Origin of the sequence: Streptomyces sp. NPDC086077 (assembly GCF_040686175.1) — a bacterium.
Lineage (GTDB): Bacteria > Actinomycetota > Actinomycetes > Streptomycetales > Streptomycetaceae > Streptomyces.
The window spans coordinates 1-16,243 of the sequence record NZ_JBFBJT010000019.1; the positions used below are offsets into that span (position 1 = coordinate 1).

Here is a 16,243-nt window from a genome sequence, read left to right on the forward strand (position 1 = left end):
CGGGTCCCGCACATCCCCACGGTGTGCGGGGCCCGCCCTTGATCCGCCCGTCCGCCGCGCCCACCGGGGCCGCCGCCTGCGGCCGTCGTATGCGCCGCCTTGCTTTCATGGGGTGCGCCGCCCTGCGTTCGTCGGGTGCGCCGCCTTGCGTTTCACCGGGTGCGCCGCCTTGCGTTTCACCGGGTGCGCCGCCCCACGTTCACCGCCCCGCGCCCCCCCGGGACGCCGCTCCACGTTCACCGCCCCGCGCCCCCCGGGAAGCCGCCCTGCGCGTCCCGCCGACGCCCCCACCGGCGCCGCTCACACCTGCGGCAGCACGGTCGCCACGATGCGTTCCACCAGGCCTTCGGGTACGCCCACCCCGGGCAGCACACCGTCCAGGGCCTCGGGCAGTGTCAGGTGTTCCAGGAGCAGGCCGAGCATGGCGAGATAGAGCACGGTGACGGTCTCGTCGCCGCCGGGCAGGCCCGCGGTGCGGTGGAACCGGATGCCCTCCTCCAGGTCGGCGCGCACCGACCGGGTGTAGGAAGCGCGTAGTTCCGGGCGGCGGGTGGCTTCCAGGCGCAGCTCCAGCAGGGCCAGGTACCCCGTCCGGTCACGGGTCGCGCGCCGCGTCAGGTCGTGCATGAAGGCGGTGACCAGCGAGCGGTCCCTCGGCCTCGTCATCAACTCGGCCACCACGGCGGGGTCGGGCGCGAGCCGTACGTGCACCCGCGCGTCGATCTGGCGGAGCAGGTCGTCACGTCCGGTGAAGTAGTTGGACGCGGTGCCCACCGGCACCCCGGCGGCCGCGTCCACGGCGCGGAAGGTCAGCCCCCGCGCCCCCTCACGGGCGAGCACCTCGACCCCTGCGTCGACGAGCGCGGCCCGGCGCTCAGGGTTGCCGGCCATACGGAATCCCCTTCCTCACTTACCCGCCTCCACCTATTTCCCTTGCGACCACTACAAATGAAGTACTACAACTGGAGTGGTTCCAGCGGCGATCGACACCCTACGAAAAGAGACCAGCTTGCGAAAGCTCACCTACTTCATCGCCTGCTCCGTCGACGGCTTCATCGGAGCCCCGGACGGCGACGCGTCGGCGATGTACCCCTTCGTGGACGAGGAGTTCCTCGCGTTCGCCAAGACGGAGCACCCCGAGACCCTGCCCACCCACGTCCGGCGCCCGCTCGGCCTGGACGGCCTGCCGAACAAGCGGTTCGACACGATCGTCCAGGGCCGCGTCAGCTACGAACTGGCGCTGAAGGAGGGCGTCACCAGCCCGTACGCCCATCTGCGCCAGTACGTCGCCTCCCGCACCCTTGAGGAGTCGCCCGACCCCGCGGTCGAGATCATCGCCCAGGACCTGGTCGGCAGGGTCCGCGAGCTGAAGGCCGAGGACGGCGAGTTCGGGGTGTACCTCTGCGGCGGATCCCGCCTCGCGGGAGAGCTGATCGACGAGATCGACGAGCTCGTCATCAAGACGTATCCGATCGTGCTGGGCAGCGGCATGCCGATGTTCGGCTCCGGTTTCGCGGTCGGCGAGTTCACGCTGGAGTCGGTGCGCACGTTCGGCAACGGCGTGCTCGTGCGGACGTACAGCAGGAAGCGCTGAGCCGCCGTCCGCCCTACGCTTGGGGCATGGACAGCGCACAACATGTCTGTCCCGACTGCGGACAGCCCGTCGATACGGTCGTCCGGCGTCACAAGACGCTGGGCGCGTGGGTCCCGGTGTGGGTTGCCGGACCGTGCCGGAACCCCCACTGCGGAGCGTCCGCCACGGAACGTGCCGAATCCGAGCGGGAGCGGCCGGCGACGCCCGACGCGGAGCAGACCGAAACCGGGACCGTGGCGAAGAACCCCTGAGAAGCTGGGTGGACGTCCGGGGGGAATCCCCGGACGCATGCCTGACAGGAGTCCCGGGGAGATGATTCTCCGATTCCGTGTCGAGAATCCCCGGACGGCTCCGACGTCCCTTGCGAGAGCCGCCCGCGCCGGGCGGCCCGAGCCGAGGAGACGACAATGAAGTACCTGGTCATGGTGCTGGGCACGCAGGCGGACTACGAGGCGATGCGGGGCAACGCGTCCGAGGGCTCGCCGGCTTGGGGCGAGCAGGATCTGCAGGCCATGTACGCGCACATGAGCGCGCTCAACGACGACCTCGCCGAGACCGGTGAGCTCGTCGACGGGCAGGGTCTTGCTGAGCCCGCCAGGACCCGGCTCGTCGGCCTCGACGCGGACGGCAAGACGGTGATCACCGACGGCCCCTACGGCGAGACCAAGGAAATGCTGGCCGGCTACTGGGTGCTGGACTGCGCGAGCCTGGAGCGGGTGACGGAGATCGCCGAGCGGGTGGCCCGCTGCCCGCAGCCCCCGGGCGTCCCGGAGTACCCGGTGGTGATCCGGCCCATCATGGACGGCGCCGGCGACATCGGCTGACCGGGACCGATGCACCGCACCGACGAGGTCGAGGACCTGCTGCGCCGCAACGCGCCGCAGGTCCTCGGCGCGCTCGTGCGCCGGTACGGGCATTTCGACGCCGCCGAGGACGCCGTTCAGGAGGCGCTGCTGGCGGCGGCCGGACAGTGGCCCTCGGCCGGGGTCCCGGACAATCCACGGGGCTGGTTGATCAAGGTCGCCGCGCGACGGCTGACCGACGCGCTGCGCAGTGAGGCTGCGCGGCGGCAGCGGGAGGAGCGGGCGGCGGCGCTCACCCCGCGCGACGCGTTCACCGCTCCGCCGCCCGGCACGGACCGGGGGCCGCGCGAGGACGACACCCTGACGCTCCTCTTCCTGTGCTGTCACCCCGGCCTCACCCCGCCCGCGCAGATCGCCCTCACCCTGCGCGCGGTCGGCGGCCTGACCACGGCCGAGATCGCCCGCGCCCACCTGGTGCCCGAGCCGACCATGGCCCAGCGGATCAGCAGGGCCAAGCAGAAGGTGCGGGGGGCGCGCTTCGGCCGCCCGGACGACTGGACGGACAGGCTGGCCGCGGTCCTGCACACGCTCTACCTGATCTTCAACGAGGGTTACACCGCCACCTCCGGCGCCGCCCTCCAGCGGCGCGAACTGGCCGGCGAGGCGATCCGGCTCACCCGTACGGTCCACGGGTTGCTCCCCGACGACGGCGAGGTGGCCGGGCTGCTCGCCCTGATGCTGCTCACCGACGCCCGCCGCGAGGCGCGCACGGGGCCGCACGGCGAGCTGATCCCGCTCGACGAGCAGGACCGGGCCCGCTGGGACAAGGCGGCGATCGAGGAGGGGGTCGACCTGGTCACCCGGGCGCTGTCCGGCGCCCGCCCGGGCCCGTACCAGCTGCGTGCCGCCATCGCCGCCGTGCACGACGAGGCCCCGTCGGCGGAGGCGACGGACTGGCGGGAGATCCTCGGCCTGTACGACGTCCTCGTACGCCTGGTCCCCGGCCCCGTCGAACGCCTCAACCGTGCCGTCGCCGTCGCCATGGTGCACGGCCCGCGGGCCGGCCTGGGCGAACTGGACGCGCTGGCCGACGATCTGGGCACCGGTCACCGTCTCGACGCGGTGCGCGGGCATCTGCTGGAGCGGACGGGGGAGCACGAGGCCGCCCGGGCCGCCTACGAGTCGGCGGCCGGAAAGACACTGAGCCTGCCGGAGCAGCGGTACCTTCAGGCGCGGGCGGCGCGACTGAGGCCGTAGCGCGGCTCCCAAGCGCACCGCACACGGGGAGGGTCGGAATGACGACGGAGGCCGGGGGCAGGCGGCGCGGGCTGTGGCGGGGGGTCGTGCTGGTGTGGGCGGTGACCGTGGCCGTCGCGGGCGGGCTGACGCTGTGGATGCAGGACTCGGTGGAGCCGTCGGGGCCGAATCGCTGGGAGAAGGCGACACCCACGCGGCTGCTTCAGCAGGACCGGTACACCGCATGCCCCCCGGCGCCGGGCATGCCGTGCTCTGCGTCCTCAAGACCGGCTAGGCAGCCCGCCGGTCAGCGGGTCCCGGCCGGTCAGGCAGTAGGTGCCGCCCGCCGGGTCGCGCATCACCGTCCAGTGGGCGCCGGCGGCGACGGACGTGGCCCCGAGCCGCTCGTGCTCGGCGCGGGTCGCAACGATGTCCGCGCAGGCCAGGTCGAGGTGGGCGGAGAGGGGCTGCTCGGCGTCGAGCCGCTGGAGCAGCATCCGCACCGGCAGCCCGGCCGGCGGCCTGACCACGTGGAACTCGGGGCGCGCGCCGGGAACGGACTCCCAGCCGTCCAGCAGCCCGGTCCAGAACGCCACCTCGGCGTCGAACGACGCGGGCGGCAGGTCGAGCGGGTGGAGCAGGGGCGTGGGACGCCGGTACCGGCACGTGCGGCAGGGGACCGGAACGCCGCCGGGGCCCGGCCGCACGTGCGGCCGGGCCCCGGCGCTCGCCTCTGACAGGCGGTGGTGCACCGACCGCCGGTCCTGTGCGAGATCAGGCCTTCTTGGTCTCCCAGAAGATCTTGTCGATCTGGGCGACGTAGTCGAGGGCCTTCTGGCCGGTGGCCGGGTCGGTGGACGCCTTGGCGGCCGAGAGGGCCTTCAGGGTGTCGTTGACCAGCTGGTGCAGCTCCGGGTACTTCTCGAAGTGCGGGGGCTTGAAGTAGTCGCTCCAGAGCACCGAGACGTGGTGCTTGGCAAGCTCGGCGCGCTGCTCCTTGATCGTGGTGGCACGAGCCTGGAAGTGCGGGTCGTCGTTGCCGGCCATCTTTTCCTGGATGGCCTTGACCGACTCCGCCTCGATGCGGGCCTGGGCAGGGTCGTACACACCGCAGGGCAGGTCGCAGTGCGCGCTGACCTTGACCTTGGGGGCAAACAGGCGGGAAAGCATGGAGCATTCCTTCCTCGTGATCGTCTTCTCAGGGGGGACATTACTCCCTGAGCGACCTGTTTTCGCGAGTGCCCCCATGGGCTTAGGACAAAAGTCCGGGGTGAGACTGGGACTGGTGGAGGATCGGACCGGGGAGGTGCCGGGGATGCCGGAGCTGTCGCAGGAGACCGAGCGTGAAAGGGGCCACCCGCCCTTCGGACTGGCCGAGGTGACCGGGCCGTCGATGGTGCCGACGCTGTACCACGGGGACCGGCTCCTGCTGCGCTACGCCGCCCGGGTCAGGCCGGGTGACGTCGTCGTGCTGCGTCATCCCTTCCAGCAGGACCTGCTCGTCGTCAAGCGGGCCGCGGAGCGGCGCGAGGGCGGCTGGTGGGTGCGCGGCGACAACGCGTACGCGGGCGGGGACAGCACCGACTACGGGGTCGTGCCCGACGAGCTGGTCCTCGGCCGGGTGATGTTCAGGTACCGGCCGCGCAAGCCGGGTCAGCGCTCGCCTACGGCGATGCTGTGCTGGGCGCTCTCGGCGGCCAGGCCCGTCTTCTCCGACCGGTCGGCCTCCAGGCGTTTGCGCGCCCGGTAGGCGGCCACGTTGGCGCGGGTGGCGCAGCGGTCGGAGCAGTAGCGCCGGGAGCGGTTGGTGGACGTGTCGAGGTAGGCGTTGTGGCACGGCGCCGCCTCACACAGGCCGAGGCGGTCCACGCCGTGCTCGGTGAGGTGGAAGGCGAGACCCATCGCCGCGATGGCCGCGTAGCCCGCGGTGGCGTTCGACGGGTGGTCCGCGAGGTGCATGTGCCACAGCGGGCGGCCGTCGTCGTCGCGGAAGTCGTGGCCGGAGATCTGGGGACTGACCGGGAACTCCAGCAGCAGGGAGTTCAGCAGGTCCACGGCGAGGGTCTCGTCGCCGCTGTCGGCCGCCTCGAAGACCGCGCGCAGCCGGGCCCGGACCGAGCGGAACCGCGTCACGTCGGCGTCGGTGGCGCGACGGGCCGCGGACTGGTTGGCCCCGAAGAGCTCCCGGACGGCCTCGACCGACGTCAGCGAGTCCTTGCCCCGGGCTGGCTCCTCGCTGTTGACGAGGCGTACGGCGTAGTCCGAGTAATAGGCCAGTTCCACTTGTAGTCCTTACGGTCGGGCTCTATGGTCATGTCTGCGGTCACGTAACAGCCGATCGTGCTTCCAGGGTATTACGCGGTTGCGTCCAGAAGGGGTTTCCCATGACCACGAGCATCGGCACCGACTGGAACGCGTGGCAGGAGAGCTGGGACCGGCAGCAGGAGTGGTACATGCCGGACCGCGAGGAGCGCTTCCGGGTCATGCTCGACATGGTCGAAACGTTCGCCGGCACCGCACCGCGCGTGCTGGACCTCGCCTGCGGCACCGGCACCATCACCGCCCGCCTGCTCGCCCGCTTCCCCGACGCCGCCAGCACCGGAATCGACCTCGACCCGGCCCTGCTCACGATCGCCCGCGGCACGTTCGACGGCGACGAGCGGGTCTCCTTCGTCGAGGCCGACCTGAAGGATCCTGACTGGCCCGCGCGACTGCCCCACGAGACGTACGACGCCGTCCTGACCGCCACCGCCCTGCACTGGTTCCATGCCGAACCCCTCCAGGCGCTGTACGGGCGGATCGCCGGGCTCGTACGGCACGGTGGCGTCTTCATGAACGCCGACCACATGATCGACGACACCACGCCCCGCATCAACGCCGCCGAGCGCGCCCTCCGTCATGCGCGCATGGGCCGGGCACAGCAGGAGGGCGCCCTCGACTGGGCCGACTGGTGGCAGCTCGCCGCCAAGGACCCGGCCCTCGCCGAGCCCACCGCCCGCCGCTTCGAGATCTACGGCGACCACGCGGACGGCGACATGCCTTCACCGGCGTGGCACGCGCGCGTGCTGTGCGAGCGGGGGTTCGCGGAGGCGCGGGCGGTGTGGTGCTCGCCGTCGGACACGCTGCTGCTCGCGGTGAAGTAGGCCCCGCGCACGAAAAGGGGCGGTACGGAGACTCCCGTACCGCCCCTTTTCGGCTCTGCCCGGCCGCGTTACAGCACCTTCGACAGGAAGGCCTGCGTCCGCTCGTGCTGCGGGTTCGTCAGCACCTCGCGGGGATCGCCCGACTCGACGACCACGCCACCGTCCATGAAGACCAGGCTGTCGCCCACCTCACGGGCGAAGCCCATCTCGTGGGTGACCACGATCATGGTCATGCCGGACTCGGCGAGGTCACGCATGACGTCGAGGACGTCACCGACCAGCTCCGGGTCCAGGGCCGAGGTCGGCTCGTCGAAGAGCATCAGCTTCGGGTCCATGGCGAGGGCCCGGGCGATGGCGACGCGCTGCTGCTGGCCACCGGAGAGCTGCGAGGGGTAGTTCCCGGCCTTGTCGGCCAGGCCCACGCGGTCCAGGAGTTCGAGGGCACGTCCCCGGGCCTGGGTCCGGCTGACGCCCTTGACCTGGATCGGCGCCTCGATGATGTTCTCCACCGCCGTCATGTGCGGGAAGAGGTTGAAGCGCTGGAAGACCATGCCGATGTCACGTCGCTTGAGCGCGACCTCGCTGTCCTTCAGCTCGTACAGCTTGTCGCCCTTCTGGCGGTAGCCGACGAGCTGGCCGTCGACGTACAGCCGTCCGGCGTTGATCTTCTCCAGGTGGTTGATGCACCGCAGGAAGGTCGACTTGCCGGAGCCGGAGGGGCCGATGAGGCAGAAGACCTCGCCGGTCTTCACCTCCAGGTCGATGCCCTTGAGGACCTCGACGTGACCGAAGGACTTGTGCACGCCCTCGGCCTTCACCATGGGGATGCCGTCGGCCTTGACCGTCTTGCCGGCCTGTTCCGTCTTCTCGGTCATGCCATGCCTCCCTTCGGGCGGCCGAGGGACAACATGTTGGCCCTGATCTTCTGCAGCGGCGTGGGGGGCAGCGAGCGGCTGGAACCGCGGGCGTAGTACCTCTCGAGGTAGTACTGGCCGACGCTGAAGATCGAGGTCAGCAGCAGGTACCAGGCCGCGGCGAGGAAGAGCATCTCGGCCGGGGCGCCGGAGGTCTGGCCGATGTCCTGGGCGACGCGGAGCAGCTCGGAGTACTGGACGACCGACACCAACGAGGTCGTCTTCAGCATGTTGATGACCTCGTTGCCCGTCGGCGGCACGATCACGCGCATCGCCTGCGGGATGACGATCCGGCGCAGCGTCTTGGCGTGGCTCATGCCCAGCGCGTGCGCCGCCTCGGTCTGGCCCTCGTCGACCGCGAGCAGACCGGCACGGCAGATCTCCGCCATGTACGCGGCCTCGTTCAGGCCGAGCCCGAGCAGCGCGGTCAGGAACGGGGTCATGAAGTCCGACCACTCGTCCCGGTAGACCGGCCCGAGGTTGATGTACTCGAAGACCAGGCCCAGGTTGAACCAGACGATCAGCTGGACCAGGACCGGGGTGCCGCGGAAGAACCAGATGTAGAACCACGCGATGGACGAGGTCACCGGGTTCCGCGACAGGCGCATCACCGCGAGCAGGACGCCGCCGACGATGCCGATCGCCATGGACAGCACGGTCAGCAGGAGCGTGTTGCCCACACCGCCGAGGATGCGGTCGTTGAAGAAGTAGTCCGGGATCGCTCCCCAGTTGATCCTGCCCTGGGAGAACGCGTAGATGACGCTGCCCAGCAGGGCGAGCGCGACGACGGCGGTGACGTACCGCCCGTAGTGCCGGACCGGGATGGCCTTGATGGCCTCCGGTCCGGCCGGGGGCGTGTCGGCCGGACCCGTCGTCTTGTCGATGTCAACAGTCACGGGTGTTGCCTTTCAGTGCCGCTGGTCGAGGACCGCTGCGGTCACTTGCCGCCGTTGATGGTGGCCTTGTCGACGGCGCCGTCCTCGACGCCCCACTTCTCTATGATCTTGTCGTACTCGCCGTTGGCGATGATCGCATCCAGGGCGGCCTGCAGGGCGTCCCGCAGCTGGGTGTTGTTCTTGGCGACCGCGATGCCGTACGGAGCGGCCTCGACCTGCTCGCCGACCAGCTGGAAGTCGTTGCCGCCGCCGGAGGTCTTCACCGCGTACGCCGCGACCGGGAAGTCGGAGGAGCCGGCGTCGGCGCCGCCCGCGCGCAGGCGGGTCTGGGCCTGCTGGTCGTTGTCGAAGGCCTCGATGGAGAGCTTCTTGTTCTTCGGGCACTTCGCGGCCTCGGCCTTGGCGAGGTCCTCGGAGACCGTGCCGCGCTGGAGCACGATCTTCTTGCCGCACAGGTCGGACCAGGTCTTGATGCCCTGGTCGTCGCCCTTCTTGGTGTAGATCGAGACGCCGGCGGTGAAGTAGTCCACGAAGTCCACACCCTCACCGACCTTCTTGCCGGTGTCGGAGTCGACGCCCTCCTGGCGGTCCTTGGTGTCGGTCATCGCGGACATGGCCATGTCGTAGCGCTTGGAGCGCAGACCGGTGAGCAGGGTGTCGAAGGTGCCGTTCTCGAACTCGAACGTCACACCGAGCTGCTTGCCCATGGCGGCGGCGAGGTCCGGGTCGATGCCGACCGTCTTGCCGGAGCTGTCCTTGAACTCGACCGGCGCGTACGCGATGTCCGAACCGACCTTGATCACGCCCTTGTCGCGGATCTCCTGCGGCAGCTTGTCGGCCAGTGGGGCCGCGACCTTCGACGCGGTGTCCGTGCTCTCCGAGTCGCCGCCCTCCGTCTGGTCACCGCAGCCGGTGAGGAGCAGGGCGCCTGCGACCGCGATCGCACCGACCGCGGCTAGCCGGGAACGCGCGGCGGTCGTACGACGGGTGGAGCTTGCGGTCATTGTGGGTTCCTCCGGCGGATGGGTGAAGTGCCGATGGGGCGGCAGTTGCCGATGGGTCGACGAGAACACACAGCTTCGGGTGTCGCGACCTCGTGTGATTACGGCATCTTGCCATTCGGACTGGCCCATTCAGGTGACCCGTCATGTCAAAATCGGATAACGGGTGACCCCCGAACCCGACCACTCCGGTACATCACGACCGGACCTTCTACGGGAATATCGGCTTCCGGCCGCAAGATCTCCGGTATGTCTCAGGATGTGGATGTACGGAAGCCGGTACTTGGCGGCCATTGCGGTTTTGTCAAGGGTTTAACGGGCTCTTGTCCCCATATTCGGCCATGAGTCATCTCACCGGCATGTGATCTTCCCGTTACGGACTCGTCGGCGGTGCCCTCCGTCCGGTAAGAAGGTTCTTTACACCCCTCATCCGGGGCTCAGGGCGCGTGTGCGGCGCGCCCGTCGCGTAGCTGCCCGAACGCATCACCGACAGGGCCTGCGCGGTGCCCGCCCGCTCCTCACCAGGAGTGGAACCCACCCTCAAACCATGAAGACTTAAGGGGTCAGACAAAGTGGCAGCGGAGATCGTCAATCCTCGCAGCGACAGCAGTACGGATAAGGAGGGAGGGGCGGAGCCCCTCGATTCCTTCGATCCGGCGTTCGCGCTGCACCGCGGCGGCAAGATGGCCGTGCAGGCCACCGTGCCGGTCCGTGACAAGGACGACCTGTCCCTGGCGTACACGCCCGGCGTCGCGAAGGTGTGCACCGCGATCGCCGAGCAGCCGGAACTCGTCCATGACTACACGTGGAAATCGTCCGTCGTCGCCGTCGTGACCGACGGTACGGCGGTGCTCGGACTCGGTGACATCGGGCCCGAGGCCTCCCTTCCGGTGATGGAGGGCAAGGCGATCCTGTTCAAGCAGTTCGGCGGGGTGGACGCGGTGCCGATCGCGCTCGCCTGCACGGACGTGGACGAGATCGTCGAGACCGTGGTTCGCCTCGCTCCCTCCTTCGGCGGCGTGAACCTGGAGGACATCTCGGCGCCGCGGTGCTTCGAGATCGAGCGCAAGCTCCAGGAGCGGCTGGACATCCCCGTCTTCCACGACGACCAGCACGGTACGGCGGTCGTGACGCTGGCGGCCCTGCGGAACGCCGCGCGGCTGACCGGCAAGACGCTCGCCGAACTCCGGGCGGTCATCTCGGGCGCGGGCGCGGCCGGTGTCGCGATCGCGAAGATGCTGGTCGAGGCCGGTATCGGGGACGTCGCGGTCGCCGACCGCAAGGGTGTCGTCTCCGTCGACCGGGAGGACCTGACGCCGGTCAAGCGCGAGGTCGCCGGGTTCACCAACAAGGCCGGGATCTCCGGGTCGCTCGAGGTGGCGCTGGAAGGTGCGGACGTCTTCATCGGCGTCTCCGGCGGTACGGTGCCGGAGGAGGCCGTCGCCTCCATGGCCGAGGGCGCCTTCGTGTTCGCGATGGCCAATCCGGACCCCGAGGTGCACCCCGATGTGGCGCACAAGTACGCGGCGGTCGTCGCCACGGGCCGGTCGGACTTCCCGAACCAGATCAACAACGTGCTGGCGTTCCCGGGGATCTTCGCCGGGGCGCTGCAGGTGCGGGCGTCCCGGATCACCGAGGGCATGAAGATCGCGGCGGCCGAGGCGCTGGCGGGCGTCGTCGGGGACGACCTTGCCGCGGACTACGTCATTCCGTCGCCGTTCGACGAGCGGGTGGCGCCTGCGGTGACGGCCGCTGTCGCGGCAGCGGCGCGGGCGGAGGGCGTGGCTCGTCGCTGAGGCTCGCTCGGGTGGCCCCGTCCTTCTGGGCGGGGCCATTTTTCTTTGCCCCCCGCCCGCCCGTTCGGGTGGAGGAGCGGCCGCACGGGGTCGTCCTGGCAAGTGGGTATGTGTCACAGGGGTGTGTGGTTCCGTCCGGGCGGGGGCGGAGCCTATCGTCGGGCCCATGTTCGCTGTCTACGCCGCCCGAATCGACCGCGACCAGCCGCTCAACGGCCTGGAGTTGGGGGAGCGCCCCGCCCCCGAGGCCAGGCCCGGCTGGAGTGTCGTCGACGTCAGGGCCGCCTCCCTCAACCATCACGACCTCTGGTCCCTGCGCGGCGTGGGCCTCGCCGAGGACAAGCTGCCGATGATCCTCGGCTGTGACGCCGCCGGCGTCGACCAGGACGGCAACGAGGTCGTCCTGCACTCCGTCGTCGGCCAGACGGGACACGGGGTCGGCCCGAAGGAACCCCGTTCCATCCTCACCGAGCGTTACCAGGGCACGTTCGCCGAACAGGTCGCCGTACCGACCTGGAACGTCCTGCCCAAGCCCAAGGAGCTGTCCTTCGAGGAGGCCGCCTGTCTGCCGACCGCCTGGCTGACGGCGTACCGGATGCTGTTCACCAACGCCGGCGTACGCCCCGGCGACTCGGTGCTCGTGCAGGGCGCCGGCGGTGGTGTCGCCACGGCCGCGATCGCGCTCGGCAAGGCCGCGGGGCTGCGGGTCTTCGCGACCAGCCGGGACGAGGCCAAGCGCAAGCGCGCCCTGGAACTCGGTGCCGTGGAGGCGCTGGAGTCGGGGGCGCGGCTGCCGCAGCGCGTGGACGCCGTGATCGAGACGGTCGGCGCCGCCACCTGGTCGCACTCGGTGAAGTCGCTGCGCCCCGGCGGCACGCTCGTCATCTCCGGCGCCACGAGCGGTGACCGCCCCTCCCATGCCGAACTGACCCGGATCTTCTTCCTGGAGCTGAAGGTCGTGGGTTCCACGATGGGCACCAAGGACGAGCTGGAGGACCTGCTGTCCTTCTGCGCCGCCACCGGCGTCCGCCCCGTCATCGACGAGGTGCTGCCGATGGAGCGCGCCCGCGAGGGCTTCGAACGGCTGGAGTCGGGTGAGCAGTTCGGGAAGGTCGTGCTCACCAACGGCTGAGGTTCCGCCGGTCTGCGGCCGACACCCGTGCTGTGTCAACTTGGGTTGACAGGATCTCGCCTGTCAATCTAAGTTGACATCATGACCGATGCCACGGAACTCGCCGAGCGAGCCGGTGATCGCGACCCACGGGTGGGACTGCGTGCCGTCGCCGCGTTGCGGAAGCTGCTGGAGCAGTTGGAGGCCGTGCAGGTGCGCAGTGCGCGCCATCAGGGCTGGTCCTGGCAGGAGATCGCCGCGGAACTCGGTGTGAGCAGGCAGGCCGTGCACAAGAAGTACGGGAGGCGATGATGTTCGAGCGGTTCACGAAGGACGCCCGTGTCGTGGTGGAGGGCGCCGTCGAGCACTGCGAACGAGTGGGGGCGCAGACCGTCGCCGCGGAGCACCTGCTGCTCGCCCTGCTCGATCACGGGGCCGGCCGGGGCTCGTTCGCGCTGGCCGCGCTCGGGCTGGACGAGCGCCGGGACTCCGTGGTGCGGGCACTGGACGAGGCGCGGCGGCGTGCGGGACTGTCGCAGGCGGACGCCGACGCGTTGGCCGGGTTGGGGATCGACGTCTCGGAGATCGTCTCCCGGGTGGAGGAGGCGCACGGCGTGGGCGCGATGTCCGGCGGCCGGGCGGGCCGGCGCCGGGACGGGGAAAGGGGCTGGTGGGGCGGGCACCGCCCGTTCGGCCGAGACGCCAAGGACGTGCTGGTGAAGTCCCTGCGCATCGCCGTCGCCCGCCGCGAACGCACCATCGGCGACGAACACATCCTCCTCGCCCTGACCGCCGGCCCCGGCGTTCCCGCCGAGGTGCTCGCCGACCACGGCGTCACCCACGAGTCGGTGACACGGGTGATCGGCGGCGGGGGAGAGGCGAAGGCGGGCTGAGCGGTCGGGGCCGCACCCTCGGCCCAGGCGCGCCCATGCCGGAATGTCAGTGGTGGGTCCTACGGTGGGCGGTGTCCACGTCGTTTCCCGGGCGTCCCGGACATCTCGCTGCCGAGGAGCTTCCATGACCGTGTCCGAGCCGGTGCCGATCGCTTTCGTGCGGACGCAGGACGTCGTCCGAGGGGCGGTGACGAAGGTCGGCGGGCAGCCGGTGTGGCTGGCGGAACCGCAGTGGCCGTTGTCGCGCAGGACCGGCGAACCGATGGAGTTCCTCGGGCAGTTCGCCCTGGACGACGGGCGTCTGGCCTATCTCTTCATGACGGACGACGAGGACGGGTTCATCGACGGCACCTACGAGCCGGAGGCCGGGGAGAACGCGCTCGTGATCCAGCCCGACGGCCGCATCCCCGACTTCGTGACGGTGGACGGGCGGGCCGTCGGGCCGAGCGCGGGCACCGACCATCTGCCGCAGCCCTCCACGGACGAGGCCGGTGAGGGTGACGAGGGTGACGAGACCGACGAGACCGACGACGGGGAGGAGGACGGCGACGGGCGGCCGTTGCAGTTCCTCGGCGGACCCGGCATCGAGCCGAACTGGCTCCAGGGCGAGGAACTGCCCGGCGAGGGCTGGCGACTCGTCGCTCAGCTGGACTCCTGCGACCTCCCCTTCGCCGTCAACTTCGGCGACGCCGGCATCGGATACGCCTTCGTCTCGCCGGACGGCAAGGAGGGCCGCTTCCTCTGGCAGTGCTGCTGACGGCTCCTGAGGCACTCGGACGGCAGGCCGCCGATCCCTACGCCTTCGGCGCCCGCAGCAACGCCCCGATGTGTGCCGCCGCCGTCGACAGATGGCGTCGCGCGTCCCGGAGCTGGTCCTGCGTCACCCCGTGGTCGCGGGCCGCGTCGCGGATGTCGTCGCGGAAGCGGTCGAGGAGGCGGTCCAGGTCGCGGGCCGGGTCGCCGCTGGGGGAGTCCTCGTGGGCCCAGGCCGGCTCGTGGTCGGCAGGGAAGTCCTCCGGCGTCGTCGAGTACTCCGGCGTCGGCCTGGCCGCCGTGCCGCGCCCGAAGCCGAGGTCCTTGCCGAACTCCTTGCCGAAGTCCTTCCCGAACTCACCGAACTCCTTGGCGAGTTCCGTCAGGCCCTCGCGCAGCCCCGTCGGCCAGTCCCCCCGCGTGAAGTGGTCCTGCACCTGCCTCTGCACCTTCTGGGCGATGCGCTGCATCTCCTCCTGGGCCTGCTCGTGGGCTCGGTCCTGCGCCTCCTTGGCCTGGCGCCGCGCCCGCTGGGCCTCCTCGCGGGCCCGGCGGCTCTCGTCCTTGGCGCGCCGGGCCTGCTCCTTCCACTCCTGCTTGACCCGCCGCATCTCCTCCTTCGCCGCGCGCCAGGCCTCCTTGTCGGTGTGGTCGGTGAAGTCCCCGGCGTCGCCGTTGACCGTGCCGGTCCTGCGGGCCTCGGTCGCCGCCGCCCTCATCTCGCGCCGCAGATCACCCGCCGCGCCCCGCACGTCGGCGCGGATCTCGGCGGCGAGCTCCGCCACCGACTCACGGATCTCCAGCTCCAGATCGGCCAGTTCACCGCTGCGGTCGGCCAGCTCGGCGCGTCCGGCGTCCGTGATGGCGTACACCTTGCGGCCGCCTTCGGTGGTGTGGGTGACCAGGCCCTCGGCCTCCAGCTTGGCCAGACGCGGGTAGACGGTGCCCGCCGAGGGCGCGTACAGCCCCTGGAAGCGTTCCTCCAGGAGGCGGATCACCTCGTAGCCGTGCCGCGGGGCCTCGTCGAGCAGCTTCAGCAGGTAGAGGCGGAGACGGCCGTGAGCGAAGACGGGGGGCATGTCAGAGCACCTTCTTGTCGGTCGTGCCATCGGCCGGGGCGCTGGACGGAGTTGTGTCCTCGCCCGGACCGGAATCCGAATTGTCCCCCGATGTGGTGTGCTGCTCTTCCGCCGGGGCGGGCCACGGCCCGTCGTCCTCCACGGGCGGGCGGCGCAGCAGCGCGATCGAGCCGGAGACGGTCGTGGCCTTCAGCCGACCGCTGCCCGCGCCGAGGCGCCCGGTGATGCGCTTGGCGCCCCACTGGCCGGTGACCCGCAGGTCCTCGAAGGCGTTGGAGACGGCACCGCTCGCCGTGTTGGCCTCCACCTCAGCGTCCGCCGGATGCGGAAGCCGGATCGCGATCTCGCCCGAGACGCTGGTCAGGGTGATGTCGCTCGGGCCACCGGTCGGGTCGAGGTCGACGATCATCGAGCCGCTGACCGAGTCGGCCTTGACGGAGGAGCCCGCGCCCTCGACCACGGTCAGGTCGCCGGAGACCGAGTTGAAGCGCAGATCGCCGCTGAGCGCCTGGGCCTCCAGGCTCCCGGAGACGGTGTCCGCGCGGACCGGTCCGGCGAGTCCGACGAGCGTGGTGTCCCCGGAGATGCCCTTGACCTCCACGCGCCCCTCGATCCCGGAGAGCACGGCGGCGGCGCTGACGGCGCCGACCTCCACGCGTGTGCCCGCCGGAACCGCCAGCGAGACCTCCGCGCTGCGGCGCCAGCCCTTGCGGTCCAGCCACTTGAGGAAGCCCTTCCAGGGCAGGTCCTCGTAGGCCACCGTGAGCGTGCCGCCCTGCTGGGTGACGATCAGGGGCGGTCCCTCGATCCGGCCGATCTCCAGGCGGGCGGAACCTTCGTCGGTGCCCACCACGTTCACCGTTCCCCCCACGATGCGTACGTGGAGCTCGCTCACGGGCTCGTCGAAGGAGAGCTTCCTGGGCTCGGCGACGGACCATTCGGGCATGGTTCTGACCTCCTCGACCTGCCTGACCGCACGCGGGAAGGACGGGCAGACTCGACACGCCATATCGCGTCTTACGTG

At 70.6% G+C, this 16,243-nt stretch carries 19 protein-coding genes and 1 pseudogene; 11 read left to right on the forward strand and 9 right to left on the reverse strand.

The features are described 5' to 3' along the window. Window positions 1-300: 300 nt before the first annotated feature. Window positions 301-891, reverse strand: coding sequence for a TetR family transcriptional regulator (locus AB0O67_RS08345; protein WP_365447509.1), 591 nt, complete (start codon window positions 889-891; stop codon window positions 301-303). Window positions 892-1,009: 118 nt separating this feature from the next. On the opposite strand from AB0O67_RS08345, the gene AB0O67_RS08350 reads away from it, so the two are divergent. The 4 genes from AB0O67_RS08350 to AB0O67_RS08365 all read left to right on the forward strand — a co-directional run bounded on the left by AB0O67_RS08350 (window position 1,010) and on the right by AB0O67_RS08365 (window position 3,654). Beyond that, window positions 1,010-1,594 (forward strand): dihydrofolate reductase family protein, encoded by a 585-nt coding sequence (locus AB0O67_RS08350; RefSeq protein ID WP_365447511.1) that lies wholly within the window; start codon window positions 1,010-1,012, stop codon window positions 1,592-1,594. 26 nt (window positions 1,595-1,620) lie between these two features. Further along, window positions 1,621-1,845: a hypothetical protein gene (locus AB0O67_RS08355; protein ID WP_365447513.1), complete on the forward strand. Its 225-nt coding sequence runs from the start codon at window positions 1,621-1,623 to the stop codon at window positions 1,843-1,845. Between the two features lie 156 nt (window positions 1,846-2,001). Next, complete coding sequence (locus AB0O67_RS08360) at window positions 2,002-2,418, forward strand: YciI family protein (RefSeq protein ID WP_365447515.1); 417 nt, start codon at window positions 2,002-2,004, stop codon at window positions 2,416-2,418. Window positions 2,419-2,427: 9 nt separating this feature from the next. Next, window positions 2,428-3,654 carry a sigma-70 family RNA polymerase sigma factor gene (locus AB0O67_RS08365; protein ID WP_365447517.1) on the forward strand — a complete coding sequence of 409 codons (1,227 nt, stop codon included), beginning with the start codon at window positions 2,428-2,430 and terminating at the stop codon, window positions 3,652-3,654. A gap of 260 nt (window positions 3,655-3,914) precedes the next feature. Here AB0O67_RS08365 and AB0O67_RS08370 read toward each other — a convergent pair. Next, a pseudogene (locus tag AB0O67_RS08370) lies at window positions 3,915-4,262 on the reverse strand (VOC family protein); the annotation flags it as partial. A 145-nt stretch (window positions 4,263-4,407) separates the two neighbouring features. Further along, window positions 4,408-4,803 carry a superoxide dismutase, Ni gene (sodN, locus tag AB0O67_RS08375; protein ID WP_365447519.1) on the reverse strand — a complete coding sequence of 132 codons (396 nt, stop codon included), beginning with the start codon at window positions 4,801-4,803 and terminating at the stop codon, window positions 4,408-4,410. A 145-nt stretch (window positions 4,804-4,948) separates the two neighbouring features. Between sodN and sodX the strand changes: the two genes are divergently transcribed. Continuing rightward, window positions 4,949-5,383, forward strand: a complete 435-nt coding sequence (gene sodX, locus AB0O67_RS08380) for a nickel-type superoxide dismutase maturation protease (RefSeq protein WP_365447627.1) — start codon at window positions 4,949-4,951, stop codon at window positions 5,381-5,383. Here the strand turns inward: sodX and AB0O67_RS08385 are convergent. Then, window positions 5,287-5,916 (reverse strand): CGNR zinc finger domain-containing protein, encoded by a 630-nt coding sequence (locus AB0O67_RS08385; RefSeq protein ID WP_365447521.1) that lies wholly within the window; start codon window positions 5,914-5,916, stop codon window positions 5,287-5,289. The genes sodX and AB0O67_RS08385 overlap by 97 nt on opposite strands. Before the next feature lie 101 nt (window positions 5,917-6,017). Between AB0O67_RS08385 and AB0O67_RS08390 the strand changes: the two genes are divergently transcribed. Further along, the gene (locus tag AB0O67_RS08390) at window positions 6,018-6,776 is read left to right on the forward strand and encodes a class I SAM-dependent methyltransferase (protein ID WP_365447523.1); all 759 of its coding nucleotides are present in this window, start codon (window positions 6,018-6,020) and stop codon (window positions 6,774-6,776) included. Window positions 6,777-6,844: 68 nt separating this feature from the next. Here AB0O67_RS08390 and AB0O67_RS08395 read toward each other — a convergent pair whose 3' ends face one another. The 3 genes from AB0O67_RS08395 to AB0O67_RS08405 are packed head-to-tail and all read right to left on the reverse strand — an operon-like array spanning window position 6,845 to window position 9,590. Continuing rightward, a complete protein-coding gene (locus tag AB0O67_RS08395) occupies window positions 6,845-7,597 on the reverse strand; it encodes an amino acid ABC transporter ATP-binding protein (RefSeq protein WP_365447629.1) in 753 nt (250 codons plus the stop codon). A gap of 50 nt (window positions 7,598-7,647) precedes the next feature. Continuing rightward, window positions 7,648-8,586 carry an amino acid ABC transporter permease gene (locus AB0O67_RS08400; RefSeq protein ID WP_365447525.1) on the reverse strand — a complete coding sequence of 313 codons (939 nt, stop codon included), beginning with the start codon at window positions 8,584-8,586 and terminating at the stop codon, window positions 7,648-7,650. 41 nt (window positions 8,587-8,627) lie between these two features. Further along, on the reverse strand, window positions 8,628-9,590 hold the full coding sequence (locus AB0O67_RS08405; RefSeq protein ID WP_365447527.1) for an ABC transporter substrate-binding protein: 963 nt from the start codon (window positions 9,588-9,590) through the stop codon (window positions 8,628-8,630). 569 nt (window positions 9,591-10,159) lie between these two features. Here AB0O67_RS08405 and AB0O67_RS08410 point away from each other — a divergent pair. From AB0O67_RS08410 to AB0O67_RS08430, 5 genes are all read left to right on the forward strand, one after another. Further along, a complete protein-coding gene (locus AB0O67_RS08410) occupies window positions 10,160-11,383 on the forward strand; it encodes an NADP-dependent malic enzyme (RefSeq protein WP_365447529.1) in 1,224 nt (407 codons plus the stop codon). 166 nt (window positions 11,384-11,549) lie between these two features. After that, on the forward strand, window positions 11,550-12,515 hold the full coding sequence (locus tag AB0O67_RS08415) for a zinc-binding dehydrogenase (RefSeq protein WP_365447531.1): 966 nt from the start codon (window positions 11,550-11,552) through the stop codon (window positions 12,513-12,515). 81 nt (window positions 12,516-12,596) lie between these two features. Then, window positions 12,597-12,806, forward strand: a complete 210-nt coding sequence (locus tag AB0O67_RS08420; RefSeq protein WP_365447533.1) for a helix-turn-helix domain-containing protein — start codon at window positions 12,597-12,599, stop codon at window positions 12,804-12,806. Then, a complete protein-coding gene (locus tag AB0O67_RS08425; RefSeq protein ID WP_365447631.1) occupies window positions 12,806-13,387 on the forward strand; it encodes a Clp protease N-terminal domain-containing protein in 582 nt (193 codons plus the stop codon). The genes AB0O67_RS08420 and AB0O67_RS08425 overlap by 1 nt, the downstream gene beginning before the upstream one ends. Before the next feature lie 124 nt (window positions 13,388-13,511). Then, window positions 13,512-14,144, forward strand: coding sequence for a hypothetical protein (locus AB0O67_RS08430; RefSeq protein ID WP_365447535.1), 633 nt, complete (start codon window positions 13,512-13,514; stop codon window positions 14,142-14,144). Between the two features lie 37 nt (window positions 14,145-14,181). Here AB0O67_RS08430 and AB0O67_RS08435 read toward each other — a convergent pair whose 3' ends face one another. Continuing rightward, complete coding sequence (locus tag AB0O67_RS08435) at window positions 14,182-15,219, reverse strand: helix-turn-helix transcriptional regulator (protein ID WP_365447537.1); 1,038 nt, start codon at window positions 15,217-15,219, stop codon at window positions 14,182-14,184. A gap of 1 nt (window position 15,220) precedes the next feature. Beyond that, window positions 15,221-16,165: a DUF4097 family beta strand repeat-containing protein gene (locus tag AB0O67_RS08440; protein WP_365447539.1), complete on the reverse strand. Its 945-nt coding sequence runs from the start codon at window positions 16,163-16,165 to the stop codon at window positions 15,221-15,223. Between the last annotated feature and the right edge of the window lie 78 nt (window positions 16,166-16,243).

Coding starts and splice junctions, on each gene's coding strand:
- AB0O67_RS08345 (WP_365447509.1), bottom strand. CDS start 891: ATGGCCGGCAACCCTGAGCGCCGGGCCGCGCTCGTCGACGCAGGGGTC.
- AB0O67_RS08355 (WP_365447513.1), top strand. CDS start 1,621: ATGGACAGCGCACAACATGTCTGTCCCGACTGCGGACAGCCCGTCGAT.
- AB0O67_RS08360 (WP_365447515.1), top strand. CDS start 2,002: ATGAAGTACCTGGTCATGGTGCTGGGCACGCAGGCGGACTACGAGGCG.
- AB0O67_RS08365 (WP_365447517.1), top strand. CDS start 2,428: ATGCACCGCACCGACGAGGTCGAGGACCTGCTGCGCCGCAACGCGCCG.
- sodN (WP_365447519.1), bottom strand. CDS start 4,803: ATGCTTTCCCGCCTGTTTGCCCCCAAGGTCAAGGTCAGCGCGCACTGC.
- sodX (WP_365447627.1), top strand. CDS start 4,949: ATGCCGGAGCTGTCGCAGGAGACCGAGCGTGAAAGGGGCCACCCGCCC.
- AB0O67_RS08390 (WP_365447523.1), top strand. CDS start 6,018: ATGACCACGAGCATCGGCACCGACTGGAACGCGTGGCAGGAGAGCTGG.
- AB0O67_RS08395 (WP_365447629.1), bottom strand. CDS start 7,597: ATGGTGAAGGCCGAGGGCGTGCACAAGTCCTTCGGTCACGTCGAGGTC.
- AB0O67_RS08405 (WP_365447527.1), bottom strand. CDS start 9,590: ATGACCGCAAGCTCCACCCGTCGTACGACCGCCGCGCGTTCCCGGCTA.
- AB0O67_RS08415 (WP_365447531.1), top strand. CDS start 11,550: ATGTTCGCTGTCTACGCCGCCCGAATCGACCGCGACCAGCCGCTCAAC.
- AB0O67_RS08420 (WP_365447533.1), top strand. CDS start 12,597: ATGACCGATGCCACGGAACTCGCCGAGCGAGCCGGTGATCGCGACCCA.
- AB0O67_RS08425 (WP_365447631.1), top strand. CDS start 12,806: ATGTTCGAGCGGTTCACGAAGGACGCCCGTGTCGTGGTGGAGGGCGCC.
- AB0O67_RS08430 (WP_365447535.1), top strand. CDS start 13,512: ATGACCGTGTCCGAGCCGGTGCCGATCGCTTTCGTGCGGACGCAGGAC.
- AB0O67_RS08435 (WP_365447537.1), bottom strand. CDS start 15,219: ATGCCCCCCGTCTTCGCTCACGGCCGTCTCCGCCTCTACCTGCTGAAG.
- AB0O67_RS08440 (WP_365447539.1), bottom strand. CDS start 16,165: ATGCCCGAATGGTCCGTCGCCGAGCCCAGGAAGCTCTCCTTCGACGAG.